Origin of the sequence: Xanthomonas sp. LMG 12459 (genome assembly GCF_009192905.1) — a bacterium.
In the GTDB taxonomy this organism is placed as follows: domain Bacteria; phylum Pseudomonadota; class Gammaproteobacteria; order Xanthomonadales; family Xanthomonadaceae; genus Xanthomonas_A; species Xanthomonas_A sontii.
The window spans coordinates 1-24264 of the sequence record NZ_NSGT01000088.1 but is presented as its reverse complement, the minus strand read 5'-3'; the positions used below and the strand labels follow the sequence as shown (position 1 = coordinate 24264).

The following is a 24264-nucleotide window of genomic DNA, read 5'->3' as shown; positions in this document are numbered from 1 at the left end:
CATGGCCTGGACCCGCGACGACATGGCGCAGCGCGCCGCCCGCGAACTCACCGACGGCGCCTACGTGAACCTGGGCATCGGCCTGCCGACCCTGGTCGCCAACCACATTCCCGAGGGCGTGGACGTGTGGCTGCAATCGGAGAACGGCCTGCTCGGCATCGGCCCGTTCCCGACCGAGGACGAGGTCGACGCCGACCTGATCAACGCCGGCAAGCAGACCGTCACCGCCCGCGCCGGCGCCAGCTACTTCGGCAGCCACGACTCCTTCGCGATGATCCGCGGTGGTCATATCGATCTGGCGATTCTCGGCGCGATGCAAGTGAGCGAGAAGGGCGACCTGGCCAACTGGATGGTGCCCGGCAAGATGGTCAAGGGCATGGGCGGGGCGATGGACTTGGTGGCCGGGGTCAAGCGCGTGGTCGTGCTGATGGAACACGTGGCCAAGGACGGCAGTCACAAGATCCTGCCGGCCTGCGACCTGCCGCTGACCGGCGTCGGCGTGGTCGACCGCATCATCACCGACCTGGCCGTGTTCGACGTCACCGACAGCGGCCTGGTGCTGGTGGAAACCGCCGAGGGTGTGGACGAGGCCGAACTGGTCGCCAAGACCGGCGTGCCGTTTCGCCTTGCCTAAATGGGAGGCGAAATTACTGCCCCTTTCTCAATGAGCGCATAAGCGCAGCACGTGAGTAAATGCCGCTCTGCGACATCGCGTCGCAGACGACATGCGCTCACAGGTTCTGGTAATTCGGCCCGGAGCCGCCTTCCGGCGTCACCCAGTCGATGATCGCGTAGGGATCCTTGATGTCGCAGGTCTTGCAGTGCACGCAGTTGGCGGCGTTGATCTGCAGGCGCTTGCCGGCCGCGTCGTCGACGATCTCGTACACCGCCGCCGGGCAGAAGCGCGTGCAGGGGTTGCCGTATTCCTCGGTGCAGCGGGTCACGCAGATCTGCGGATCGAGCACGTGTAGGTGCACCGGCTGGTCCTCGTCGTGCTCGGTGGCGGCGAAGTACACGCCCTGCAGGCGGTCGCGCGGCGCCAGCTCGCGCTGCACGTAATCGCGCTTGGGTTGCTCGTGCTCGCCCAGCCGGTCCAGGCTCTTCCAGTCGGCACCGACCTTCAGCGTCCACGGCGAGGCGCCCTTGACCAGGGTTTCCCAGGCGCCGTTGAGCAGGCCGAACCACAGCCCCTTCTTGAAGCCGGGCTTGATGTTGCGTACCTGACGGAGCTCGGCCATCACTTCGGAGTTGCGCAGGCGCGCGTCGAAGCCGGCCGGGTCCAGCGCGGCACCGGCGGCGAGGTGTTCGGCGGCGAGCATGCCGCTGCGGATCGCCTGGTGGGTACCCTTGATCTTGGGCACGTTGAGCAGGCCGGCGGTGTCGCCGATCAGCAGCGCGCCGGGCATCTCCACCTTCGGCAGCGACTGCCAGCCGCCGCTGGCGATGGCGCGCGCACCCGCCGAGAGGATGGTGCCGCCGTCCAGCAGCGACTTCATCATCGGGTGGTTCTTCCATTGCTGGAAGGCTTCCCACGGGCGGTATTCGGGGTCGTGGTAGTCCAGGCCGCTGACGTAGCCCAGCGCCACCTGGTTGTTCTCCAGGTGGTACAGGAAGCTGCCGCCATAGGTCTTGCTGTCGGCCGGCCAGCCCAGGGTGTGCACGATCTTGCCGGGGCTGACGCGGCCTTCGGGCAGCTGCCACAGCTCCTTGATGCCGATCGAGAACGCCTGCGGATCGTGCCCGGCGTCGAGCCCGAAGCGCGCGATCAGGCGCTTGGTCAGGTGTCCGCGCGCGCCTTCGGCCAGCACCGTGACCTTGGCGCGGATGTCGATGCCGGCGGTGTAGCCGGGCTTGTGCGATCCGTCCTTGGCCACGCCCATGTCGCCGATGCGCACGCCCAGCACCGTGCCGTTCTCGGCGTGCAGGGTCTCGGCGGCGGCGAAGCCCGGGTAGATCTCCACGCCCAGTGCCTCGGCCTGCGGCGCCAGCCAGGCGCACATCGCGCCGAGGCTGACGATGAAGTTGCCGTGGTTGCGCATGCCCGGCGGCACCATCGGGAACTTGTGCCCGCCGTCCTTGCTCAGGTACCAGAACTCGTCCTCGGCCGCGGGTACGCAGATCGGCGGCGGGTTGTCGCGCCAGCCCGGCAGCAGCGCATCCAGCGGCGCCGGTTCGATCACCGCGCCGGACAGGATGTGCGCGCCTATGGTGCTGGCTTTCTCGATCACGCAGACCGAGAGGTCGGGGTTGAGCTGCTTGAGCCGGATCGCGAACGCCAACCCGGCCGGGCCTGCGCCGACGGTGACGACGTCGTATTCCATGACGTCGCGCTCCACTGGCTGCGGCGCGTTGGCGCCGCCCTCGGTTCCCGTCATCTGCTCCGCTCCCGTTGGCTCGTTCTGGCTGCCTGCATTTTCAGGGTTTGCGCGTGAAGGGGCAAATTCCGCACGCCGGCGTATGGTGGTGGCCGGCATGCTAGCGTGGTGCGATGGAACTGGACCTGCCCGGCGCGGATCTGCGCTGGTATCCCGAGTGGCTGGACCCAGCTGCGGCGTCGGCGCTGTGCGCGCAGTTGCTGCAGGACGTGCCATGGGAGGTGCACCGCATCCGCCTGTTCGGCAAGCTGGTCGATTCGCCGCGGCTGAGCTGCTGGATCGGCGACGCCGACGCCAGCTACCGTTATTCTGGCACCCGCTTCGCGCCGCATCCGTGGCCAGCAGCGCTGCTGCCGCTGCGCGCGCGCTTGGTGGCCGAGACCGGGGTGGCGTTCAACAGCGTGCTCGCCAATCGTTACCGCGACGGCCGCGACGCCATGGGCTGGCACAGCGACGACGAGCGCGAACTCGGTCCGACGCCGGTGATCGCCTCGCTGAGCCTGGGTGCGACGCGTCGCTTCGTGCTGCGCCATCGTCGGGAGCCGGCACTGCGCCAGGCGCTGGAACTGACCTCCGGCGGGCTGCTGCTGATGGCGGGCGAGACCCAGCGCTTGTACCAGCATGCGCTGCCGCGTACGACCAAGCCGGTGGGGGAGCGGATCAATCTGACCTTCCGCAGGATCGTGTGATGCCTGATTCCTTCTCCCTTTGGGAGAAGGTGCCCCGAAGGGGCGGATGAGGGTCGGATGGCTAGGGGCGTGTCTGGGGAACTGACTCCGCGGCCGCCGCACCCTCACCCCCGACCCCTCTCCCTGTGGGAGAGGGGAGCGAAGCCGTGATCCTTCTCCCTTTGGGAGAAGGTGCCCCGAAGGGGCGGATGAGGGTTGGGTGGCTAGGCAGGTGTCTGGAGAAGACGGCTCCGCGGTCGTCGCACCCTCGCCCCCGACCCCTCTCCCGGTGGGAGAGCGGAGCGAAGCTGTGAGCCCTTCTCCCTTTGGGAGAAGGTGCCCCGAAGGGGCGGATGAGGGTCGGGTGGCTGGGGAGGTGTCTGGAGAAGACGACTCCGCGGTCGTCGCACCCTCACCCCCGGCCCCTCTCCCGGTGGGAGAGGGGAGCGAAGCCGTGATCCCTTTTCCCGCCGGGACCACGGCCCCCTTTTTGGGGGAAGGTACCCCGAAGGGGCGGATGAGGGTTGGGTGGCTAGGGAGGTGTCTGGAGAAGACGGCTCCGCGGCCGCCGCACCCCCGACCCCTCTCCCGATGGGGGAGGGAGTCATCAGCGCCGCGGTGGCTTCTGGCTGGCCGGCGGTGGCACGCTGGGCGCCAGCGCGGTGGTGGCGTCGGCCTGGCCCTGCTGCAGGGTCCAGCCGACCACGTCGTGGCCGAGTTGCGACATGGCCTGGCCGAAGGCGTCGACCACCTGCGATTCGGCTGTGCCGGCGGCGGGCTGGGTCACCAGGAAGGTGCGCGAGGCGACCACGCGCTGGTCGGCGCTGTACAGCAGCTTGGCGTTGAGCTCGATGGTCGCCGACGGCACCGTGCGCCCGGCGTAGTCCGATTCGAAACGGCGCAGGTCCAGCAGCAGCTTGTAGTCGGCGCGGATGCCGGTGCCGAGCCGGGCCACGCCGGGAATGCGCCCGGAATCCTCGAACGCGCGCAGCAGCATGTCCTCAAGCATGTCGGTGGCCGGTTGCGCCCAGCTGACGCCGCCGTACACCTGCAGTTCGTCAGGCGTCGGCCGCACCGCGATGCGCGAACTGTCGACCACGCGCGCGGCGCTGGGCTTGGTCAGCGCCAGTTGCCAGCTCACCTGCGGCCAGGCCGGGTCGGCGGTGACCCGCACGTCCGGCGCGTAGATCGTCACCGGCTCCTTGTTGCCGCCGGGCAGCGAACAGCCGGCCAGCAGCAGGGCCGGGACGGCGAGCAGGAGGAAGGCGCGCATCGGCTTCATTTGGGTTTGAACTCCTTCGGGGCGTCGCGGCCGAGCAGGTAGCGCGCGGGATTGTTGTCCAGGCGGTCGCTGACCCGGCGCAGGTCGCGGATCAGACCGCGCAGTTCGGTCAGGGTCGGGCCGAGCTGGCCGAGGCCGTCGTTGGCGAAGCTGTTGATCGCCGAGCGGTTCTCGCCAAGGATCTTGTCGGCATTGCCGGCGGCCGAATCCAGCTTGCTCAGCGTGTCCTCCAGCTTGTCCAGGATCGGCGGCAGCTGCTGCACCAGGTTCTGGTCCAGGCGCTGGATGGTGCCGTTGGTGGTCTTGAGCGTGGTGTCCAGGTTGCGCGCCGCATCGCGCGCGCTGACGATCAGCGACTGCATGCCCTGGTCGCGGTCGGCCAGGCCGCCGCTGATGGTCTCCAGGTTGTGCAGGGTGGCGGTGATGCTGGCGACGTTGCGGTCGCTGAGCACCTCGTCCAGGCGCTCGACGATGCGGTTGGCGGTGTCGGTGATGTTCTGCAGCGCCGAGGGCGTGGTCTGGATGATCGGCGCATCGCTGTTGTCGATCGAGGTCAGCGACGGCGCTTCCGGAGTGCCGCCGGAGAGCTGGATGATCGACGGGCCGGTCAGGCTGGTGATGCCCAGCTTGGCGCGGGTGTCGCTCTTGATCGGCGTGGTCGAGTTGACCCGGATCCGCGCCACCACTTGGCGCGGATCGTTCGGCGCCAGGGTCAGCTCGGTGATCGAGCCCACCGCGATGCCGTTGTACTGCACCGGGCTGCCGACCGACAGGCCGGTCACCGCCTCGCGGAACACCACGCGGTATTCCTGCCAGGTGCGGTCGGAGGAGTATTTGGCGGCCCAGAGTCCGAACAGCAGTAGCGCGATCCCCACCACGATGGTGAAGGCGCCGATCAGCACGTAATTGGCTTTGGTTTCCATGGGCTCAGGGGGTCTCGGTCCAGGCGGTCTTGGCATCGCGCGCGGCGCGGGCGCGCGGGCCGTGGAAATACTCTTGGATCCACGGATGGTCCACTTGCTCGATCTCGGCCAGCGGCGCGTTGGCGATGACCTTGCGGTCGGCCAGCACCGCCACGCGGTCGCAGATAGCGTACAAGGTGTCCAGATCGTGGGTGATGAGGAACACGGTCAGGCCCAGCGCTTCCTGCAGGGTGCGGATCAGCCGGTCGAAAGCGGCCGCGCCAATCGGGTCCAGGCCGGCGGTGGGTTCGTCCAGGAACAACAGAGGCGGATCCAGCGCCAGCGCGCGCGCCAGCCCGGCGCGCTTGCGCATGCCGCCGGACAGCTGCGACGGCAGCTTGTTCAGCGCGTCGGCGGGCAGGCCGGCCAGCTTCACCTTCAGCAGCGCCAGCTCGTAGTGCCAGCTGTCGGGCAGTTCGCCGAAATGCTCCTTCAGCGGCACCTGCACGTTCTCGCCGACGGTCAGCGAGGAGAACAGCGCGCCGTCCTGGAACAGCACGCCGGTGTTGCGCTCCACGTGCAGGCGATCGGCGCGGCGGCCGGAATCGGTATCCACGCCGAGCACCTGGATCTTGCCGGCATCGGGCTCGCGCAGGCCGAGGATGGTGCGCATCAGCACCGACTTGCCGGTGCCCGATCCGCCGACCACGCCGAGGATCTCGCCGCGGCGCACGTCCAGGTCCAGGTCCTCGTGCACGGTCTGGCTGCCGAAGCGATTGACCAGGCCGCGGACGGAGATGGCGAGTTCCTGGTCGGGAATCGGGAGTGGGGAATCGGGAATGGTCAAGGCATGCGCTCCCGGTCGACGTCGCTGACGCGGCCGGCGTTCCCCATTCCCGATTCTCGATTCCCGATTCCCGGCTTCAACTCACCACCCCATGTTCATGAACCACAGCGCGGCGATCGCGTCGATGATGATCACCAGCGAGATCGTCTGCACCACGCTGGAGGTGGTGCGCTCACCGACGGACTGCGCGGTGCCTTCCACGCGCAGTCCCTCCAGGCAGCCGATCAGGCCGATCACGATGGCGAAGATCGGCGCCTTGGACAGGCCCACCAGCATGTGCCGGATCTGGATGGTGTCGTGCATGCGCGCCAGGTACATCTGCGGCGGGATGCCCAGGTCGAAGGCGCCGACGGTGACGCCGCCGGCCAGACCGGCGATCATCGCCACGAAGGTCAGCAGCGGCAGCATCAGCAGCAGCGCCACCAGCCGCGGGATCACCAGCAGATCCATCGGGTCCAGGCCCAGGGTCTGGATCGCGTCGACCTCCTCGCGCGCCTTCATCGCGCCGATCTGCGCGGTGAACGCGCTGGCGGTGCGTCCGGCCAGCACGATCGCGGTCAGCAGCACCGCGAACTCGCGCAGGAAGGCGATGCTGACCAGTTCCACCACGTAGATCTCGGCGCCGAAGTCGCGCAGGATCGTGGAGCCGAGGAAGGCGATCACCGCGCCGACCAGATACGACAGCAGCGCCACCAGCGGCACCGCGTCCAGGCCGACCTGCTCCATGTGGTGCACGGTGGCGGTCAGGCGGAACCGGCGCGGCGCGTGCAGCAGCCGCAGCAGCTTGACCAGGGTCTCGCCGAGGAAACCGACCAGGGCGACGATTTCCTTGCCGTTGCGGTGCACCGCGTAGCCCAGGCGTTCCAGCGCCGCGGCGAAACCGTAGTCGCGCTTGCGCTTGGGGCGGTCGTCGGCCACGTCCTCGATGGTCGAGACCAGGGCGCGGTGATCCTGGCGGAAATCCAGCGCCTCGTGGGCGATGCCGTTGCGGGTGGCGTAGCGCATCAGTTGCAGCACCCCGGCCGAATCCAGCTGGCCGATGCCGCTGGCGTCGATGCCGGTGGTGCCGGCCGGCATGCCGCGCAGCACTTCCGAGGAGGCCAGGGCGGTGGCCAGGGTCCAACTGCCGGTCAGCCGCACCCGCGAGGGGTCTCGGTCGTCCTGGCTGAGTTTGGGCGGTTGCGGTTCGATCATGGGGGCGTCCGGTGCGCGAGCATACCTGTTTCGCCCGTGTTGCAGATGTGGTGATCGCGACGGGGTGGCCGGGCGCGGCGTTCGCGCCATACTAGCCGACATGCCCGCCGCTCCCACCGTCAGTCCCTCCGCCAACGCGACCTACGCGCAGCGCATCGCCTTCGTTTCCGACATCGCCGGGCGACTGCACACCTACGGCACCACCGCGCAGCGGCTGGAGGCGGCGGTGGTGGCGCTGGCGCAGCAGTTGGACCTGGACTGCGAGCCCTGGTCCAACCCGACCGGGCTGATCCTCAGCTTCAGCGACCCGACCAAGGCGATCGGCTCCAGCGACATCACCCGCGTGGTGCGGCTGGCGCCCGGCGACAACGACCTGCACAAGCTCAGCGTCGCCGACCGCATCGCCGACGACGTGGCCAGCGGGCGCATGAGCGTGGCCCAGGGCCACACCGCGCTGCGCCAGTTGGACCAGCCGCCGGGGCGGCGCTGGATGGCGATGCAGGTGCTCGGCTTCGGCCTGGCCGCGGCCGGCGTGGCCGGGTTGTGGCGCCTGCCGTGGCTGGACATCGCCACCGCCAGCGCGATCGGCCTGCTGATCGGCGTGCTCACCCAGCTCACCGACAAGCGCCCGGCCACCAAGGAAGCCAACGACGCGCTGGCGGCCTTGCTGGCCGGTTTCGTCGCGACCCTGGTGGCCAGTTTCGTGGCGCCGCTGAATCTCAATACGGTGATCATCGCCTCGCTGGTGGTGCTGCTGCCGGGTATGGCGCTGACCAATGCGGTCAACGAACTCACCAGCCAGCACTGGGTCTCGGGCACGGCGCGCTTCGCCGGCGCGGTCACTACCATCGTCAAGCTGACCGTCGGCGCGGTGATCGCGGTGACCCTGGCGCAACTGCTGGGCCTGGAGCCGATGGTGCGGGCATCGCGGCCGCAGCACGGCTGGGTGGAATGGGCCTCGCTGCTGGTGGCCGCCTACGCGTTCGCACTGCTGTTCAAGGCCAGCCTGCGCGATTATCCGTTCGTGATGGCGGCATCGGTGGCCGGCTACGCGATCGCGCGTTTCGCCGGCGACGCCTGGGGCAGCCCGGTCGGCATCTTCCTGTCGGCGATGGTATTGACCGCGGCCGGCAATCTGTTCGGACGCATCGTGCACCGGCCGGGTGCGCTGGTGCGGTTGCCGGGCATCATCATGCTGGTGCCCGGGAGTGCCAGCTTGCGCGGGCTGTTGACCCTGGTCCAGCAGCAGGACGTGCTCGGCGGGCAATCGGCGCTGCTGACGGTGACCAATATCGTGATGGCGCTGGTCGCCGGCCTGCTGTTCGGCAATCTGTTGGTGCCGGCGCGCAAGAATCTTTGAATGCGGCAATAAAAAACGCCGGCATGCGCCGGCGTTTCGACTGCGGTTGCCGTGGCGGATCAGGCCTTCGGCGCAGCGCTCTTGCTGGCCTTCTTGGGGACGCGCTTGACCGCCTTCTTGGCGGTCTTTTTGGCCGGCGCGGCGGATTTGGCGGCGCCGCCGGCGATCAGGAAATCGTCGACCTTCTTGCCCTTGGCGACCAGATCGGCCAGCCAGCGCGGCTGCTTGCCGCGGCCGGTCCAGGTTTCGGCGGCATTGGCGGGGTTGCGGTATTTCGGCGGAACCTTGCCCAGTTTGCGGCCCGGCTTCGGACCCGGCTTGCCGGCCTTGCGACCGCGCGCGGCGGGGGCGCCGCCGAAGACTTCCTCGATGCTGTAGCCGTGGCTCTTGGCCAGGCGCGCCAGCTGGGTGCGGACCTTGGCGATGGGGGTGCGCTTGGCGACGATGGACTGCTGCTTCTTGGCGGTCTTGATGAGGGCGCCCAACTGCTTGGCCGACAGGCCACTGAGATCGATGGTCATCTTTACTCCGGAAAATGGGTGGTGGCTTCCGCCATTCCCTGGCCAGCGCAGGATCATAATGATGCTTTATCGGATTGACAAATACCCTGCTTAATTCGCGGCGGGTATTTTCGGTCGCAATGCCGTGGGAATATGTCCTTATGGATCCCTGGCGGCCGTAATCAATTGAAAACAGACCGCTCTGGTTTCCCCCATAAGGCGTGACGGCGGCGTAAAGAAAAAGGGCCGGGATATCCTCCCGGCCCTTTCGTCATGCCTGCAGGCGTGCCAGCAAGGCGGTCCGATCCAGGTGTTCGGCATCGCCGCCGCTGCGCGCGCGATATTCGAAGGTGCCGGCGGCCAGGCCCCGCTCCGAGACCACCACCCGGTGCGGAACGCCGATCAATTCGATATCGGCGAACATCGCGCCGGGGCGCAGGCCGCGGTCGTCCAGCACCGCGTCCAGTCCGGCCTGCTGCAGCTCGGCCAGCAGCGCCTCGCCGGCGGCGTCGACCGCCGGATCGCGCTTGGGATTGATCACGCACACCGCCACCGTCCACGGCGCCATCGGCTGCGGCCAGCGGATGCCGGCGTCGTCGTGGTTCTGCTCGATCGCCGCGGCGACGATGCGGGAAATGCCGATGCCGTAGCAGCCCATCGCCAGCGTCACGGTCTTGCCATTCTCGTCCACCACGGTGGCGTCCAGCGCCTGCGCATACTGGCGGCCGAGCTGGAACACATGGCCGACCTCGATGCCGCGGGCCAGGCGGATCTCGCCGCCGTCGTGGGCGCGCTCGCCCTCGACCACGTTGCGCAGATCGGCGACGGCGTCCGGTTCCGGCAGGTCGCGGCCCCAGTTGACCCCGGCCAGGTGGAAGCCGCGTTCGTTGGCGCCGACCACGAAGTCGGCCAGCGCCGCCACGTCGCGGTCGGCGACCACGCGGATCGCCTGGCGCGGGCCCAGCGGGCCGAGGAAGCCCGGCTCGCTGCCCAGGTGCGCGAGGATCTCGGCCTCGCTGGCCATGCGGTAGCCGGCCAGGCCGGCGACCTTGCCCAGCTTGATCTCGTTGACCGTGTGGTCGCCGCGCACCAGCGCCAGCACGAAGCTTTCGCCAGCCATCACCGCCACCGACTTGACCGTGCGCTGCAGCGGCAGGCCGAGCAGCTCGGCCACCGCCTCGCAGGTCTTCTGGGTGGGCGTGGCGACCTTGCGCAGCTCCTCGCCGGCAGCCGGGCGCGGGGCCGGGGCCGCGGCGACGGCGGCTTCGACGTTGGCCGCGTAGTCCGAGCCGGTGGAGAACGCCAGCGAATCCTCGCCGGAGGCGGCCAGCACGTGGAATTCCTGCGAGGCGTCGCCGCCGATGTCGCCCGAATCGGCCTGCACCGCGCGGAACTGCAGCCCCAGGCGGGTGAAGATGCGGGTGTAGGCCGCCTTCATGTTCTCGTACTCGCGCGCCAGGTCCTCGTCGCTGATGTGGAACGAGTAGGCATCCTTCATCAGGAATTCGCGCGCGCGCATCACCCCGAAGCGCGGGCGGATCTCGTCGCGGAACTTGGTCTGGATCTGGTAGAAATTGACCGGCAACTGCTTGTAGCTGCTCAGCTCCTGCCGCGCGAAATCGGCGGCGGCCTCTTCGGCGGTCGGGCTGTAGCAGTAGTCCTGTTCCTTGCGGTCCTGCATGCGCAGCATCAGCCCGCCGAACTTGCTCCAGCGCCCGGTGGCGTCCCACAGCTCGCGCGGCTGGATGGTCGGGAACAGCACTTCCACCGCACCGGCGCGGTTCATTTCCTCGCGCACCACCGCTTCCACCTTGCGCAGCACGCGCAGGCCCAGCGGCGACCAGGTGTACAGGCCGGAGGCGAGCTTGCGGATCATGCCCGCGCGCAGCATCAGCTGGTGGCTGACCAGTTCGGCGTCGGCCGGGGTTTCCTTGGTGGTGTGCAGGTGGAACTGGGAAAGGCGCATCGAGGGGCTTCGCAGACGGCGGGTCGCCCATTTTGCCAGTCATTGCCGGCGCTGCGGGCATCGCCCGCGGCCGGCCGCGCGCGTTCGGCTTACTTGGCGGGTGCGGCGGCCGGGGTGCAGTAGGCCTTGATCGCGGCCTCGGCCAGGGCCTTCTGCGCGCCGCGCTGGGATTCGTCCAGTTCCCCGTCCGGCTTGCCGTCGCCGTCGCTGTCGGTGGTGATCTTGCCGGGCTTGTCGAGGATGTCCAGGTTCTTGCGCGCGGTCAGGCACTTGGCGTTCTCGGCCGGGGCCACCTCGGGTGTCTCGGCCGGGGCGTCGCCACGGGTGTCGACCTTGCGCACCTGGTACTTGCCGCCGGGGGGCGGGGTCTCGGCATAGTGGGTAACGCCCTGCGCGTCCTTCCATTGGTACAGGGTGGTGGCGCCGAGCATGCCGCTGACGGCGAGCAGGGGCAGGCAGCAAAACCGGGGCAGGGCGCGCATCTCGGTCTCCAGGGCGCGGCGGGAGCGCCGATTGCAGCACCCGCCGACGGGCCTGGCAAGTCGATTAGACTGGCGGGATGGACCCATCCCGACCGCCCCCCCGTTCGCGCACCATCTACCTGCTGCCGAACCTGTTCACCACCGCCGGCCTGTTCTCCGGTTTCTACGCCATCATCGCCGCCGCCAACGGCCAGTTCGTGCACGCCAGCGTGGCGGTGTTCGTGGCTGCGGTGATGGACGGGCTGGACGGGCGCGTGGCGCGGCTGACCGGCACCAGCAGCGAATTCGGCGTGCAGTACGACTCGCTGGCCGACCTGGTCAGCTTCGGCATGGCGCCGGCGCTGGTGATGTACCACTGGTCGCTGTCGGCGCTGAAGTTCGACGGCAGCATGCTGGGCCGGGTCGGCTGGTCGGCGGCGTTCCTGTACGCGGCCTGCGCCGCGCTGCGCCTGGCCCGCTTCAACACCCAGGTCGGCACGGTCGACAAGCGCTGGTTCGTGGGCCTGGCCAGTCCGGCCGCGGCCGGGCTGATGATGGCCTTCGTGTGGTCCTTCGCCGACGGCTCGCTGGGCTGGGACGGCGAACAGCTGCGCTACGTGGCGCTGGGCCTGACCGTGACCGCGGCGCTGCTGATGGTCAGCCGCATCCGCTTCTGGAGCTTCAAGGGCAGCGGCGAGAAGGGCCCGCGCACCGACCGGGTGCCGTTCCTGATGCTGGTGCTGGCGCCGATCGTGCTGGCAGTGCTGGTCATCGACCTGGCCCGGGCGCTGCTGGCGATCGGCGTGCTGTACGCGCTGTCCGGGCCGTGCCTGTGGCTGTGGCGGCGTTGGCGCAAGGTGCCGGACGCGGCATGAGCGAGCCCGCGTCCATGCATGCGCCGTTGTGGTCGGCCGAACAGGTCGGCTGGCTGCAGGCGCTGGGTCACACCGTGTATGTGGATGCCGCGGCCGTGGTCGACGCGGTTCCGCCGCCGCAGGAGGAGCCGGTGGCGCCGGTGCAGCGGTCGGCACCGGGATCGGCACCCTCGCGTGGAGGCCATGCCGCCGAGATGCCGGCGACCGAGGTGACAGAACGGCGACGAGCGCCGGCACCACCGGCACCGGCGGTGCAGCCGGATTCCGTGCGTGCGGCGCCCGCGGCAGGGGCGCGCCGGGTCGGGCTGCGCCTGCCCGACCGTCTGCAGATCGCCCTGCTGCGCGCCTCCGGACTCAATCCCAACGATCCGGCCACGCAGGCGCTGATGGCGACCTGGCCGCTGGACGAACTGCGCGGCAATGCGGCGGCCAAACGCGCGCTGTGGCCGCAGTTGCGCGCGCTGCGCAAGCGGGCGCCGCGATGAGCGCGCTGGGGTCGGCATCGGCGCCCACGGCCACGCTGCGCGCCTTGCGCGAGGCCGATCTGGACGCGGTGATGGAGATCGAACGCCGCGCCTATCCGTTCCCCTGGACCCGCGGCATCTTCCGCGACTGCCTGCAGGCCGGTTATCCGGGCTGGGTGCTGGTGGAGGAGGGCACGATCGTCGGCTACGGCGTGATCAGCGTCGCCGCCGACGAGGCGCACATCCTCAACGTCTGCGTGGCGCCCGAGCGGCAGTCGCGCGGCTACGGCCGGCTGCTGCTGCGCGCACTGATCAAGTACGGCGTCGATCTCGGCGCGCGCCGGGTGTTCCTGGAAGTGCGGCCGTCCAATCCCAATGCGATCGCCCTGTACCACAGCGAAGGCTTCAACGAGATCGGCCGGCGCCCGCGCTACTACCCGGCCGCCAACGGCCGCGAGGACGCGCTGGTGATGGCGATCGAGCTGTTCTTCGACGGCATGTCCTGAGCCTCTGCGCGTCCGCCACGGGCGGCGTGCGGTTTCGTTCGAGTGCTGCCGCCTGGATGCGGAAGGCGGTGGCGCAAGCGCCGGTGTAGGTGGTACCGGCCTACTCCCGGCCGGCGCGGCGGCGCTGTGCCGCATGCGCGCCGCAACCTGATCCTGGCGATGCCGCTGCAGGCGGTTTGCGATGGTGCCGGCAGTGTTCGTTGTGGCAATCGCACCTGCGTGCTGCGTGTCGATGGGCGAGGCCCGGCGGCCGCCACCTGCCGTTTGCGGCTTTCGGTGTTTTTGCGCTGTCGCAGGCGGCTTCCGCAATGTCGCCTTCTGTCGGTGGGACAGCGTTGTTGTCCCGCAGCGATGGTGCCGCGTCGCCCTGGCGCGCGCAGGCGATTCGTGCGACGTGGTTCACACATTGTGCGGTTGGATCGCGCGTTTCTCCAACGCCTCTTTACACGTGCCACGCGCTGCCTACAGTGCGCGCCTCTTCGGCGCCTGCCTCCCACGAAGGCATGACCCGCAGTTGTCCGAGGGGACAGCGATCGCGCAGGCGTCGCCGTGCATTCCGCTGCTGCGGAGCGCGCGCGCCTGCGTCCAAACCACGCACGCTCACGAGGTTTCCAGGATGACCACGCAGTCCCTCATCGCTTCATCGCCACGCTCGCCGCTGCGCACGTTCGGCCTGGCCCTGTGCCTGGCCGGCCTGGCCGGCGCCGCCCATGCCGACGCCAGCCTGGAGGTCGCCAGCACCGGCTGGGCCACGCAGAACGGCGGTACCAAGGGCGGTTCCAAGGCCGCCGCGGCCGACGTCTACAGCGTCAGCACCGCGGCACAGCTGAAGGCCGCGCTGAAGGCCAGTGCCGGCAGCAACGGCCGCATCATCAAGGTCAACGGCATCATCGACATCAGCGAAGGCACGCCGTACAGCACCACCGCGGACATGAAGAGCCGCGCGCGCCTGGACGTGCCCACCAAGACCACGCTGATCGGCGTCGGCAGCAACGCCGAGATCCGCGAGGGCTACTTCTACGTCAAGGCCAACGACGTGATCGTGCGCAACCTGACCATCGAGAATCCATGGGATCCGCAACCGGTGTGGGATCCGAACGACGGCAGCGCCGGCAACTGGAACTCCGAATACGACGGCATGACCATCGAGGGCGCCAGCAACGTGTGGGTGGACCACGTGACCTTCACCGACGGCCGCCGCACCGACGACCAGAACGGCACCGCCAACGGCCGTCCCAAGCAGCACCACGACGGCGCGCTGGACATCAAGAAAGGCGCCAACTACGTCACCGTGTCGTACTCGGTGTTCAAGTCGCACGAGAAGAACAACCTGATCGGCTCCAGCGACAGCGCCTCCAACACCGACAGTGGCAAGCTCAAGGTGACCATCCACAACACCTTGTTCGAGAACATCTCCGCGCGCGCGCCGCGGGTGCGCTTCGGCCAGGTGCACCTGTACAACAACTACCACGTGGGCAGCACCAGCAATTCGGTGTATCCGTTCTCCTACGCGCACGGCGTCGGCAAGGAATCGAAGATCTTCTCCGAGAACAACGTCTTCGACATCAGCGGCGTGAGCAGCTGCGACAAGATCGCGGCCGACTACGGCGGCAGCGTCTACCGCGATTTCGGCTCGCTGCTCAACGGCCAGGCGCTGACCTGTTCCTGGAACAACAACATCGGCTGGACCCCGCCGTACACCTATTCGCTGTTGCCGGCGAACAAGGTGGCGGCGGACGTCAAGGCCAAGGCCGGCGCCGGGAAGCTCTGAGGGATCGCTGCGCCGCCGCCTGGAAGGCCGGGCGGCGGTGTGCGTGTTGCGTGGAATGCCAGTGCTCGGGCGCAGAGCGGCTTTCAACGTTGGCCGCGCTCGTCGCAGGTGCGTTGTGGGAGCCACCTGAGGGAGCGACTTCAGTCGCGACGAGCGAAGTGCAGATCGCCACCGGCTTCGATAGCGGTCTGGGCTAGGTCCTTCCACCAGTGCACCAAACAACTCGCCGAGAATTTCTGTGGGAACGACTCCAGAGCGGATCCAATAACGACGGAGACCCGCTGCAGGAGCGGCTTCGGCCACGACAGACAGCATTGCTTGCCGTCTGATGGTGCAGCGCGTCGGGACTGAAGTCCCTCCCACATCGCGCATCCGTCAGACGCGCGATACTGCATGATGATGCCTCCGCCACCGCCGTGATGGGCGGAGGCGGCCCAATCGCTCGCGCTACAGCTTGGCGCGCTGCGCGCGCAGACCGTCGAGTTGCGCGCTCCAGTCGGCCAGGCGCTGGCGTTCCTGTTCGATCACTGCGGCCGGCACCTTGTCGGTGAACTTGCCCAGCTTGGCCTCGCTCTTGTCCTTCTCGGACGCGACACGGGCGATCTCCTTGTCCAGGCGCAGGCGTTCGGCATCCAGGTCGACCAGGCCTTCCAGCGGCACCAGCAGCGTCAGTTCGCCGACGATCGCGGTGGCCGCGGCCGGCGACGGCGCGCCGTCGTCCAGCCACTGGATGGACTCCAGCTTGAGCAGGAAGCGCAGCTGCGCGGCGAAACGTTCGATTCGCGCGCGGTCTTCTGCCTGGCCGCCCTGCAGCAGCAGCGGCACCTGCCGCGACGGCGCCACCTGCAGTTCGCTGCGCACGCGGCGCAGCGCCGACACCATCGCCTTCAGCCATTCCACGTCGGCCGCGGCGCCGGCGTAGGCGGCCACGTCCATCGCCGCCGCCTCCGGATAGGGCTGCAGCGAGATGGTCGGTGCGGCGATGCCCAGGCGCGGCGCCACCTGCTGCCACAGCTCCTCGGTGAGGAACGGGGTCAGCGGGTGCAGCAGGCGCAGCAGGGTTTCCAGCACGTGCAGCAGGGTGTGGCGGGTGCTGTCGGCGGCGGCCGCATCGTCGCCGCTCAGCGCCGGCTTGGCCAGTTCCAGGAACCAGTCGCAGAACTCGTTCCAGGCGAATTCGTACAGGCACTGCGCCAGCAGGTCGAAACGGTACGCGGCGAACTGCGCCTGCGCCTCGGCCGTGACCGCCTGCAACCGCAGCAGGATCCACTTCTCGGCATCGGTGGCCGGTGCAAGCGAGGCTGAACCGGCATTCGAAGCGGTGTCCGCGTGGTTCGCCACCTGGGCGCGTGGCGACGCGTTCGTGATGGTCGCTGCGTCCACATCTTCCTGGCGCGTGTTCATCAGCACGAACCGGCTGGCATTCCACAGCTTGTTGCAGAAGTTCTTGTAGCCCTCGGCGCGGCCCAGGTCGAACTTGATCTCGCGGCCGTGGCCGGCCAGCGCGGCGATGGTGAAGCGCAGCGCGTCGGCGCCGTGGGCGATGATGCCGTTCGGGAATTCCTTGCGGGTGGCCTTCTCGATCTTGGGGGCGTCCTGCGGCTTCATCAGTCCGGTGGTGCGCTTGGCGACCAGGGCCTCGATGTCGATGCCGTCGATGATGTCCAGCGGATCGAGCACGTTGCCCTTGGACTTGGACATCTTCTGGCCTTGCCCGTCGCGGATCAGGCCGGTGATGTAGACGTCGCGGAACGGCACCTTGCCGGTGAAGCTGTCGGTGGCCATGATCATGCGCGCCACCCAGAAGAAGATGATGTCGAAGCCGGTGACCAGCACGCTCGACGGCAGGTAGCGGTCGAAGCCGCGCTCGGCCATCGCCTGCGGATCCGGCCAGCCCATGGTCGAGAACGGCCACAGCTGCGAGGAGAACCAGGTTTCCAGCACGTCGCTGTCCTGGTGCAGGGCGACGTCGGCGCCGAGGCCGGCCTTGGCACGCGCGTCGGCCTCGTCGCGGCCGACGTAGTACTTGCCCGTGTCGTCGAACCAGGCCGGAATGCGATGGCCCCACCACAGCTGGCGGCTGATGCACCAGTCCTGGATGTTCTCCATCCAGTGGCGGTAGGTGTTGATCCAGTTCGGCGGCACGAACTGGATCTGCCCGGACTCGACCAGCTCCAGGCCACGCTTGGCCAGCGCGTCCATCTTCACGAACCACTGGTCGGTGAGGTACGGCTCGATCACTTGGCCGGTGCGGTCGCCGCGCGGCACCTGCAGCTTGTGCGGCTTGGTCTCGACCAGGATGCCGAGGTCTTCGAGGTCGGCCAGCACGGCCTTGCGCGCGTCGAAGCGGTCCAGACCGCGGTACTTGGCTGGAATACGTTCGGGGCTGAAGAGGTCATCGGGGATGAGCACGCCGCTACCGGACGGATCGTTTTTCGACAGCTCGGCGCTGATTTCTGCATGGCTCTCTGGTGCACCGATGATCTTTGCGTCCTTGGTCAGGATGTTGATCATCGGCAACCCATGCCGCACGCCGACCTGGTAGTCGTTGAAGTCGTGCGCCGGCGTCACCTTGACCACGCCGGTGCCGAACGCGCGATCGACGTAGTCGTCGCCGATCACCGGCACGCGGCGGCCGGTCAGCGGCAGCGTCACCGTCTTGCCGATCAGGTGCGCGTAGCGCGCATCCTCCGGGTGCACCATCACCGCGGTATCGCCGAGCAGGGTTTCCGGGCGGGTGGTGGCGACCACCAGGTAGTCGCGGGTCTCGCGCAGGGTCTCGTTGCCGTCGGCGTCGTGCTCGACGTGTTCGTAGCTGGCGCCGTCGTCCAGTGTGTAGGCGATCGACCACAGGAAGCCGTCTTCCTCGACGTTCTCCACTTCCAGGTCGGAGATCGCGGTCTTCAGCACCGGGTCCCAGTTGACCAGGCGCTGGCCGCGGTAGATCAGGCCCTGTTCGTGCCAGCGCACGAAGGCCTCGATCACCGCCGCCGACGGCTGCGGATCCATGGTGAAGGTGCTGCGCGACCAGTCGGCCGAGGTGCCGAGGCGGCGCATCTGCCGCTCGATGGTGTCGCCGGAGTGCTGCTTCCACTCCCAGACCTTGGCGATGAAGCCGTCGCGGCCCAGCGAATCGCGGGTCTCGCCCTTGCCTTCCAGGGTCAGGTTGCGCGACACCACCATCTCGGTGGCGATGCCGGCGTGGTCGCTGCCGACCTGCCACAGCGTGTCGAAGCCGCGCATGCGGTGGTAGCGCACCAGTGCATCCATCAGCGTCTGCTGGAAGGCGTGGCCCATGTGCAGCGTGCCGGTCACGTTCGGCGGCGGCAGCAGCACCGTGTACGGCGCGCCTTTCCCGGACGGCGCGAAGTAACCGGACGCTTCCCATTGCGCGTACAGGCGCGATTCGAAGGAGGTGGGATCGTAGCTGGAGGCGAGGGTGGTCATGGGCTGGGAATCGGGAATCGGGAATGGGGAATCGATGGAGCGCAGAGCAGGGACCGCCTCAATGCGGCGCTTGGAGAAACGATTCCCGATTCTCCATTCCCGATTCTCCGCTTCATCACATATCGTGCTTGCTGACCGCGTAGCCCTGGGCCTTGTACTGCTTCCAGCGCTCGCGCAGCGGGTCGCGCGCGGATGGGTCGGCCGGCACCACTTCGAGGACGCGGTCGCAGGCGCCGAGGTAGGGCGCATCGCGCAGGTTGATCACCAGCGGCCGCTGCGGCGCGTCGACGCCGGGCGGGACGATCAGCACCTGCGCCTCTTCCTCGTCGGCATCGGCGTCGGCGATCTGGTGCGGGATGTAGGCGTCGGCATCGAACGCCCACAACAGCTCGTCCAGTTCCTCGGCCTGGGCCATGTCGCGCGCCAGCACCAGCGTCCACAGGTTGGCGTCGTTGGCCTTGCGCGCCAGTTCGCACACCAGCCGCAGCGGTTCGTTGAGGAACCGCGGCTTGGCGATCAGGTAGAAGTCGGCGCGCATCAGGGCTGGGAGTGGGGAATGGGGAATAGGGAGTGGGAACAGCGGGTGGCGGCGCGTGCGCCGCCTCCGGTTGGGTCAGACAGGGCGCTTTTCACGATTCCCGATTCCCGGTTCTCAATTCCCGGCCGCAACGCGGTCGAGCAACCACTGCGACAGCAAGCCCACCGGGCGGCCGGTGGCCATGCCGCGCTTGCCTTCGTCGCTGGCGACGCCGGCGATGTCCAGGTGCGCCCAGCGCTGGCCTTCGGTGAAGCGCGACAGGAAGCAGCCGGCGGTGATCGCGCCAGCCCAGCGGCCGCCGATGTTGTAGACGTCGGCGAAGCTGGAATCCAGCAGGCCCTGGTACTCGTCCCACAGCGGCAGGCGCCAGGCGCGGTCGAACACGTGCTCGCCGGCGGCCAGCAGTTCGGCGGCCAGGTCGTCGTGCTTGCTCATCAGGCCGGCGGTCTGGTGGCCGAGGGCGACCATGCACGCGCCGGTGAGGGTGGCCACGTCGATCAGCGCCGCCGGCTTGAAGCGTTCGGCGTAGGTCAGCGCATCGCACAGGATCAGGCGGCCCTCGGCGTCGGTGTTGCCGACCTCGATGGTCTTGCCGGACATGCTGGTGATCACGTCCGACGGGCGATAGGCGTTGCCGTCGATCGCGTTCTCCACCGCCGGCACCACCACCACCAGGTTCAGCGGCAGGCGCGCGGTCGCGGCGGCGACGAAGGTGCCGATGACGTTGGCGCCACCGCACATGTCGTATTTCATCTCCTCGATGCCGCCCTGGGTCTTCAGGTTGACGCCGCCGGTGTCGAAGGTGATGCCCTTGCCGACCAGCACGTAGGGCTGGGCGTCGCCGCCACCATGCCACTTCAGCACCAGCAGGCGCGGGCGGTTGGCCGAGCCGCGCGCCACCGCCAGCAGCGAGCCCATGCCCAGTTCCTGCATCTGCGTCTCGTCGAGGATCTCGGCCTCGGCGCCGTCCACGCCCCGGGCGAAGGCGGCGGCGGTCTCGGCCAGGTAGGCCGGGGTGCACAGGTTCGGCGGCAGGTTGCCCAGTTCGCGGGCGAATTTCACGCCGGCGGCGATCGCCTCGCCCTGGGCCAGCGCGGTGGCGTCGTCGCCGTGCACGGCCAGGCGGGCGAGGCCGCTGTCGTCGGGCTTCTTCTTGCCGAGGGTGGCGGTGTAGCGGTAGCAGGCGTGGTCGCTGGCGATCACCGCCTGGCGGATCGCCCAGGCCTGGTCGCGGCCCTTGACCTCCAGCTCGCTCAGGGTCAGCAGCGCGCTGGCCGCCGGCCCGCTCTTGAGGGCGCGCGCGGCGTCGCCGACCGCCTTCAGGTACTGCGGCACGCCGAACTTGGCGGCGTCGCCCAGGCCCACCGTCAGCACGCGCGGCGCCTGCACGCCGGGCAGGTCGTGGAGCAGGGCGGTGGCGCCGGTCTTGCCGCTGACGTCGCCGCGCTCGGCCAGCGCGGTCAGGCGTCCGCCGCTGGCCGCGTCCAGGGCCTGGGCGGCCGGGGACAGGCGCTTGTCGGCGAACACGCCGACGACGATGCAGTCGCACGCCGCGGTGGCCGGGGCGTCGTGGTTCAGGGTGAATTCCAGGGCCATTGATCAGATTCCGTTGGCAAATCCGTACAATCGCGGACTCTTTACCCCCAGTCGGATAGGCTGGGGCAGCCGCGAACGAATCCGAGAGTTTAAATCAACCCACCCCCATGCCGAAGCTCGATCGATACCTGCTGCGCGATTTCGTCCAGAGCTTCTCGGCCACCCTGATCGTGCTGCTGGTGGTCAGCGTCGGTGGTGTGCTGGTGGACATCCTGGGCAACATCGCCGATGGCCGCATCCCGGCCAAGTTGTTGTTTTCACAGCTGGGCCTGCAGTTCGTGGTGTACCTGCCGCTGATCCTGCCGCTGGCGCTGATGCTGGGCCTGCTGCTGGCGCTGGCGCGGCTGTACCGCGACTCGGAAATGGCGGTGATCACCGCCATCGGCGTGGGCCCGCGGCGCCTGCTGCGGCCGATCCTGATGCTGGTGATCCCGGTGGTGACCCTGGTCGGCATGTGCTCGCTGTGGCTGGGCCCCTGGGCCGACCGTACCTCCGACCGGCTGATCGACGAGGCCAACCACAGCCTGCTGATGGCCGGGCTGGAGGCGGGGCGCTTCACCCCGCTGTCCGACGGCGGCATCGTCTACATCAGCACCCTGTCCGGGGACGGCACCAAGCTCAGCAAGGTGTTCATGCAGCGGCAGAAGGACGGCCGCCTGGACGTGGTCACCGCGCAGCGCGGCGCCATGTTCTTCGAGGGCAAGGCCGACCGCTACCTGCGCCTGGAGGACGGCTACCGGGTCGAGGGGCCGCTGGCCGGCGACGGGCTGGACTACCGGATGATGCGCTTCGTCAGCAACGACGTGGCGCTGCCCGACCGCAACGCCGCGCTCAAGGACGATGACCCCGAACTGCTGCCCACCGCCAAGCTGATCGGCGATCCGCGCCCGCAGGCCAATGCGCAGCTGCATGCGCGCCTGGCGCCGCCGCTGCTGGCGCTGGCCTTCGCGCTGCTGACCCTGCCGCTGTCGCGCAGCTCGCCGCGGCAGCAGCGCTATGGCCGGATCATGCTGGCGTTCCTGGCCTACCTGGTCGGCACCAACCTGATGTTCCTCGGCACCCAGTGGCTGAGCACCGAGAAGCTGCCGCGCGCGCTCGGCCTGTGGTGGCTGACCCTGCCGTTGCTGACGCTGGCGGTGTGGATGTACCTGCGCGATGGCCGGCTGTCGCGGCCGCGGAGGCAGCCGGCATGAGGCTGCGTCCGAACCTGCACGATGTGTACGTGGGCCGCGCCGTGCTCGGCACGGTGCTGCTGACCTGGGCGGTGCTGCTGGGCCTGGACGTGATCATGGCCCTGTCCAACGAGTTCAAGGTCATCGGCACCGGCAGCTACAGCCTGGGCCATGCCGCCGCGTTCGTGGCCTACACGGTGCCGCGCCGCGCCTACACCCTGTTCCCCACCGGCGCGGTGATCGGCGTGCTGATGGGCCTGGGCCAGCTTGCGGCCACCTCCGAACTGACCGCGCTGCGCGCGCTGGGTCTGTCGCGGCGTCGGCTGAGCCTGGCCGCGGCCTCGACCATGGCCGTGCTGACCGTGGTCATGGTGGTCAACGGCGAGACCCTGGCGCCATGGGCGCAGAACCAGGCCGACGCGATCAAGGCCAACGCCAAGTACAACGGCGACATGAGCATGGCGCGCTATTCCGGGCTGTGGGCGCGCGAGGGCAACACCTTCCTCAATGCCCAGGCCGGCGAAGAGCACCTGGAGGACGGCGGCGGCACCTGGCTGGAGCTGCGCGACGTGCGCCTGTACACGCTGGACGAGAGCGGCCGGCTGGCGTCGCTGACCCATGCCGCCATCGCCGAGCACCGGCACAACGGCTGGACGCTCAAGCAGGCCTACCGCGACACCTTCGCCGAACGCTCGGTGCAGCGCGAGAAGTTCGACAGCCTGCCGTGGCAATCGCAGCTGGACGCGGCGGCGCTGGCCTCGGGCCTGGCCAAGCCGCGCAACCTGTCGGCGCGCGACCTGCACACCAGCATCGAGTACCGCCGCCGCAACGGCCTGGACGCGCGCGACTACGAGGACCAGTACTGGAGCCGCTGGTTCTATCCGCTGAACGTGCTGGCGCTGTGCTTCGCCGCGATCCCGTTCGCGTTCGGCGCGCTGCGCAGCGGCGGCATGGGCAAGCGCCTGTTCCTCGGCATCCTGTTCGCCCTGGTGTTCTGGCTGCTGCAGCTGTTCTTCGGACGCATGGCCGGCGCGCTGAAGTTCGACTACCGCATCGCCTACGCCTTGCCGCCGCTGGTGATGCTCACCGTGTCCTGGTTGCTGTTCCGCAAACGCAGCAGTTAGCGATGCGGCGTCCGAGCACGACCGGGCTGGCGTTCTGCGTTCTGTATCTGGCAACGATGGCGTGCTGTCAGTGGCTGGCGAGCAATCCGCATTTTGATGGCCATGTCCGGTCGTTGGTGAAGATACTGCCGTTCCTGCCCATCTTGCTTCCGCTGGCCACAATCGGACTGATGCCGCTGCTGGATCGGTTGCCGCAGGCCGTCGTGCCGTTGCTGTTGCTCCTGTGCATGCTGTGGGCGAGCTATTGGCTTGGCCGATTCCTGGAGCGGTGGATCGGCGCCAAGCTCGCCTCGCGCAAGGCCGAATCGCTGCGCAAGCACCAGGATCGGTAATGACGATGCTCGCCGTCTTCGCACGCCACGTGGGTCACACCCCGCCGCGCGCCCAGGCAGTGCAGTCAGGGCTTCGTTTTCGGTAGCCGGGTCAGGCGAGTGCCGCTGGCGCGGTCATGCCGCGCCGCAGCGGTCTCGATGTGCCAGGAGCGGTTGGCGCGCTGCCGCGCGGCCATGTGCTGCGGTCAGGGCTTGGCCTTGGGCTGGCGGCTCAAGCGGGTACCGCTGGCCCTGTCATGCCATGTCAACCGTTCGCGATCAAAAAGCGCCCACCAGAACCCCAGCCCGCCCAGCAGCAACGATACCGTGCCGACCAGATAGCGCCGCCACAGCGCGCCCCAGCCTGGCGCGTTGCCATCGGCGCCGTGTAGGCGCAGCCGCCATGGACGCATGCCCAGGGTCTGGCCGCCGCGACGCCAGCTCAGCGTCGCGTACAGGCCGGCCACCACCCAGCAGCACAGCCACAGCAGCCACTGCAGGGCGCTGAACGGTGCGATGTTCTCGCGCGGCGCATGGCCTTCCAGCGTGTAGCCGAGGGTGAACAGCGCCGAGACCAAGAACCACAGCGCCAGCACCGGCCAGGCGTCGTAGAACAGTGCCAGCAGCCGCCACAGCAGCAGCGCGCGTGGACGGGGGGCGGAAGCGGGAGGCGGTGCGCTCATCGGCACAGCTTAGAGCCAGTCGCACGCTTTGCGGTGGACTGCGTTGCGCGCGGCTCGGGCATGCGCAGCCCTGCGCTCGTCCCGCCCACATCGGCCTTGCGCCCCCCGGCAAAGCCGCTAGGCTTTCCCGATTCCCGATTCCCGATTCCCGATTCCCGATTCCCGATTCCCGATTCCCGATTCCCGATTCCCAATCCCCAATCCCCAATCCCCAATCCCCCA

General features: G+C 68.7%; 22 protein-coding genes. 10 read left to right on the top strand and 12 right to left on the bottom strand.

The window, feature by feature from the left end; translation table 11 throughout:
- Nucleotide 1: 1 nt before the first annotated feature.
- A complete protein-coding gene (locus tag CEK65_RS17660; RefSeq protein ID WP_017917117.1) occupies nt 2–634 on the top strand; it encodes a CoA transferase subunit B in 633 nt (210 codons plus the stop codon).
- 97 nt (nt 635–731) lie between these two features.
- Here the strand turns inward: CEK65_RS17660 and CEK65_RS17655 are convergent, their stop codons facing one another.
- On the bottom strand, nt 732–2375 hold the full coding sequence (locus CEK65_RS17655; RefSeq protein WP_152182534.1) for an electron transfer flavoprotein-ubiquinone oxidoreductase: 1644 nt from the start codon (nt 2373–2375) through the stop codon (nt 732–734).
- A gap of 113 nt (nt 2376–2488) precedes the next feature.
- Here CEK65_RS17655 and CEK65_RS17650 point away from each other — a divergent pair, with 113 nt between their 5' ends.
- The gene (locus tag CEK65_RS17650) at nt 2489–3064 is read left to right on the top strand and encodes an alpha-ketoglutarate-dependent dioxygenase AlkB (protein ID WP_152182533.1); all 576 of its coding nucleotides are present in this window, start codon (nt 2489–2491) and stop codon (nt 3062–3064) included.
- A 586-nt stretch (nt 3065–3650) separates the two neighbouring features.
- Here the strand turns inward: CEK65_RS17650 and CEK65_RS17645 are convergent.
- The 4 genes from CEK65_RS17645 to CEK65_RS17630 form a co-directional block, all read right to left on the bottom strand.
- Nucleotides 3651–4325 carry an ABC-type transport auxiliary lipoprotein family protein gene (locus CEK65_RS17645; RefSeq protein ID WP_152182532.1) on the bottom strand — a complete coding sequence of 225 codons (675 nt, stop codon included), beginning with the start codon at nt 4323–4325 and terminating at the stop codon, nt 3651–3653.
- The gene (locus tag CEK65_RS17640; RefSeq protein WP_043093283.1) at nt 4322–5248 is read right to left on the bottom strand and encodes an MlaD family protein; all 927 of its coding nucleotides are present in this window, start codon (nt 5246–5248) and stop codon (nt 4322–4324) included. The genes CEK65_RS17645 and CEK65_RS17640 overlap by 4 nt, the downstream gene beginning before the upstream one ends.
- Nucleotides 5249–5252: 4 nt before the next feature.
- Nucleotides 5253–6074, bottom strand: a complete 822-nt coding sequence (locus CEK65_RS17635; protein WP_017907456.1) for an ABC transporter ATP-binding protein — start codon at nt 6072–6074, stop codon at nt 5253–5255.
- Between the two features lie 81 nt (nt 6075–6155).
- Nucleotides 6156–7268 carry an ABC transporter permease gene (locus tag CEK65_RS17630; protein ID WP_010340194.1) on the bottom strand — a complete coding sequence of 371 codons (1113 nt, stop codon included), beginning with the start codon at nt 7266–7268 and terminating at the stop codon, nt 6156–6158.
- 100 nt (nt 7269–7368) lie between these two features.
- Here CEK65_RS17630 and CEK65_RS17625 point away from each other — a divergent pair, with 100 nt between their 5' ends.
- Nucleotides 7369–8628 carry a threonine/serine exporter family protein gene (locus tag CEK65_RS17625; RefSeq protein WP_017907457.1) on the top strand — a complete coding sequence of 420 codons (1260 nt, stop codon included), beginning with the start codon at nt 7369–7371 and terminating at the stop codon, nt 8626–8628.
- Between the two features lie 59 nt (nt 8629–8687).
- On the opposite strand, the gene CEK65_RS17620 is transcribed toward CEK65_RS17625, so the two are convergent.
- The 3 genes from CEK65_RS17620 to CEK65_RS17610 form a co-directional block, all read right to left on the bottom strand.
- The gene (locus tag CEK65_RS17620; RefSeq protein WP_152182531.1) at nt 8688–9149 is read right to left on the bottom strand and encodes an H-NS histone family protein; all 462 of its coding nucleotides are present in this window, start codon (nt 9147–9149) and stop codon (nt 8688–8690) included.
- 250 nt (nt 9150–9399) lie between these two features.
- A complete protein-coding gene (locus CEK65_RS17615; protein ID WP_152182530.1) occupies nt 9400–11094 on the bottom strand; it encodes a proline--tRNA ligase in 1695 nt (564 codons plus the stop codon).
- Nucleotides 11095–11183: 89 nt separating this feature from the next.
- On the bottom strand, nt 11184–11576 hold the full coding sequence (locus CEK65_RS17610; protein WP_017907460.1) for a DUF4124 domain-containing protein: 393 nt from the start codon (nt 11574–11576) through the stop codon (nt 11184–11186).
- Nucleotides 11577–11653: 77 nt separating this feature from the next.
- On the opposite strand from CEK65_RS17610, the gene pssA reads away from it, so the two are divergent.
- The 4 genes from pssA to CEK65_RS17590 all read left to right on the top strand — a co-directional run bounded on the left by pssA (nt 11654) and on the right by CEK65_RS17590 (nt 15171).
- Nucleotides 11654–12430, top strand: coding sequence for a CDP-diacylglycerol--serine O-phosphatidyltransferase (gene pssA / locus CEK65_RS17605; RefSeq protein WP_017913906.1), 777 nt, complete (start codon nt 11654–11656; stop codon nt 12428–12430).
- 14 nt (nt 12431–12444) lie between these two features.
- Nucleotides 12445–12915, top strand: coding sequence for an alanine acetyltransferase (locus CEK65_RS17600; RefSeq protein WP_193314827.1), 471 nt, complete (start codon nt 12445–12447; stop codon nt 12913–12915).
- A complete protein-coding gene (gene rimI / locus CEK65_RS17595; protein ID WP_017907927.1) occupies nt 12912–13400 on the top strand; it encodes a ribosomal protein S18-alanine N-acetyltransferase in 489 nt (162 codons plus the stop codon). Before CEK65_RS17600 ends, rimI begins: the two co-directional genes overlap by 4 nt.
- A 616-nt stretch (nt 13401–14016) precedes the next feature.
- Nucleotides 14017–15171 (top strand): pectate lyase, encoded by a 1155-nt coding sequence (locus CEK65_RS17590; RefSeq protein ID WP_152182528.1) that lies wholly within the window; start codon nt 14017–14019, stop codon nt 15169–15171.
- A gap of 447 nt (nt 15172–15618) precedes the next feature.
- Here CEK65_RS17590 and CEK65_RS17585 read toward each other — a convergent pair whose 3' ends face one another.
- The 3 genes from CEK65_RS17585 to CEK65_RS17575 all read right to left on the bottom strand — a co-directional run bounded on the left by CEK65_RS17585 (nt 15619) and on the right by CEK65_RS17575 (nt 20752).
- Nucleotides 15619–18618, bottom strand: a complete 3000-nt coding sequence (locus CEK65_RS17585; RefSeq protein WP_152182527.1) for a valine--tRNA ligase — start codon at nt 18616–18618, stop codon at nt 15619–15621.
- Nucleotides 18619–18733: 115 nt separating this feature from the next.
- Nucleotides 18734–19159, bottom strand: a complete 426-nt coding sequence (locus tag CEK65_RS17580) for a DNA polymerase III subunit chi (protein ID WP_026144777.1) — start codon at nt 19157–19159, stop codon at nt 18734–18736.
- A gap of 111 nt (nt 19160–19270) precedes the next feature.
- Complete coding sequence (locus CEK65_RS17575) at nt 19271–20752, bottom strand: leucyl aminopeptidase (RefSeq protein ID WP_152182526.1); 1482 nt, start codon at nt 20750–20752, stop codon at nt 19271–19273.
- 107 nt (nt 20753–20859) lie between these two features.
- Between CEK65_RS17575 and lptF the strand changes: the two genes are divergently transcribed.
- Genes lptF through CEK65_RS17560 form a run of 3 tightly spaced genes read left to right on the top strand, consistent with a single transcriptional unit; the run spans nt 20860 to nt 23380 of the window.
- Nucleotides 20860–21945, top strand: coding sequence for an LPS export ABC transporter permease LptF (gene lptF, locus CEK65_RS17570; protein ID WP_152182525.1), 1086 nt, complete (start codon nt 20860–20862; stop codon nt 21943–21945).
- Nucleotides 21942–23048: an LPS export ABC transporter permease LptG gene (gene lptG / locus CEK65_RS17565; protein ID WP_017916644.1), complete on the top strand. Its 1107-nt coding sequence runs from the start codon at nt 21942–21944 to the stop codon at nt 23046–23048. Before lptF ends, lptG begins: the two co-directional genes overlap by 4 nt.
- Before the next feature lie 2 nt (nt 23049–23050).
- Nucleotides 23051–23380 carry a hypothetical protein gene (locus tag CEK65_RS17560; RefSeq protein ID WP_043093260.1) on the top strand — a complete coding sequence of 110 codons (330 nt, stop codon included), beginning with the start codon at nt 23051–23053 and terminating at the stop codon, nt 23378–23380.
- A 185-nt stretch (nt 23381–23565) separates the two neighbouring features.
- Here CEK65_RS17560 and CEK65_RS17555 read toward each other — a convergent pair whose 3' ends face one another.
- Nucleotides 23566–24042 carry an RDD family protein gene (locus CEK65_RS17555; RefSeq protein ID WP_152182524.1) on the bottom strand — a complete coding sequence of 159 codons (477 nt, stop codon included), beginning with the start codon at nt 24040–24042 and terminating at the stop codon, nt 23566–23568.
- Nucleotides 24043–24264 lie beyond the last annotated feature (222 nt).

Coding starts and splice junctions, on each gene's coding strand:
- CEK65_RS17620 (WP_152182531.1), bottom strand. CDS start 9,149: ATGACCATCGATCTCAGTGGCCTGTCGGCCAAGCAGTTGGGCGCCCTC.
- CEK65_RS17640 (WP_043093283.1), bottom strand. CDS start 5,248: ATGGAAACCAAAGCCAATTACGTGCTGATCGGCGCCTTCACCATCGTG.
- CEK65_RS17560 (WP_043093260.1), top strand. CDS start 23,051: ATGCGGCGTCCGAGCACGACCGGGCTGGCGTTCTGCGTTCTGTATCTG.
- CEK65_RS17650 (WP_152182533.1), top strand. CDS start 2,489: ATGGAACTGGACCTGCCCGGCGCGGATCTGCGCTGGTATCCCGAGTGG.
- rimI (WP_017907927.1), top strand. CDS start 12,912: ATGAGCGCGCTGGGGTCGGCATCGGCGCCCACGGCCACGCTGCGCGCC.
- CEK65_RS17555 (WP_152182524.1), bottom strand. CDS start 24,042: ATGAGCGCACCGCCTCCCGCTTCCGCCCCCCGTCCACGCGCGCTGCTG.
- CEK65_RS17585 (WP_152182527.1), bottom strand. CDS start 18,618: ATGACCACCCTCGCCTCCAGCTACGATCCCACCTCCTTCGAATCGCGC.
- CEK65_RS17630 (WP_010340194.1), bottom strand. CDS start 7,268: ATGATCGAACCGCAACCGCCCAAACTCAGCCAGGACGACCGAGACCCC.
- CEK65_RS17600 (WP_193314827.1), top strand. CDS start 12,445: ATGCATGCGCCGTTGTGGTCGGCCGAACAGGTCGGCTGGCTGCAGGCG.
- CEK65_RS17575 (WP_152182526.1), bottom strand. CDS start 20,752: ATGGCCCTGGAATTCACCCTGAACCACGACGCCCCGGCCACCGCGGCG.
- CEK65_RS17625 (WP_017907457.1), top strand. CDS start 7,369: ATGCCCGCCGCTCCCACCGTCAGTCCCTCCGCCAACGCGACCTACGCG.
- CEK65_RS17590 (WP_152182528.1), top strand. CDS start 14,017: ATGACCACGCAGTCCCTCATCGCTTCATCGCCACGCTCGCCGCTGCGC.
- CEK65_RS17660 (WP_017917117.1), top strand. CDS start 2: ATGGCCTGGACCCGCGACGACATGGCGCAGCGCGCCGCCCGCGAACTC.
- lptF (WP_152182525.1), top strand. CDS start 20,860: ATGCCGAAGCTCGATCGATACCTGCTGCGCGATTTCGTCCAGAGCTTC.
- pssA (WP_017913906.1), top strand. CDS start 11,654: ATGGACCCATCCCGACCGCCCCCCCGTTCGCGCACCATCTACCTGCTG.
- CEK65_RS17610 (WP_017907460.1), bottom strand. CDS start 11,576: ATGCGCGCCCTGCCCCGGTTTTGCTGCCTGCCCCTGCTCGCCGTCAGC.
- lptG (WP_017916644.1), top strand. CDS start 21,942: ATGAGGCTGCGTCCGAACCTGCACGATGTGTACGTGGGCCGCGCCGTG.
- CEK65_RS17645 (WP_152182532.1), bottom strand. CDS start 4,325: ATGAAGCCGATGCGCGCCTTCCTCCTGCTCGCCGTCCCGGCCCTGCTG.
- CEK65_RS17655 (WP_152182534.1), bottom strand. CDS start 2,375: ATGACGGGAACCGAGGGCGGCGCCAACGCGCCGCAGCCAGTGGAGCGC.
- CEK65_RS17615 (WP_152182530.1), bottom strand. CDS start 11,094: ATGCGCCTTTCCCAGTTCCACCTGCACACCACCAAGGAAACCCCGGCC.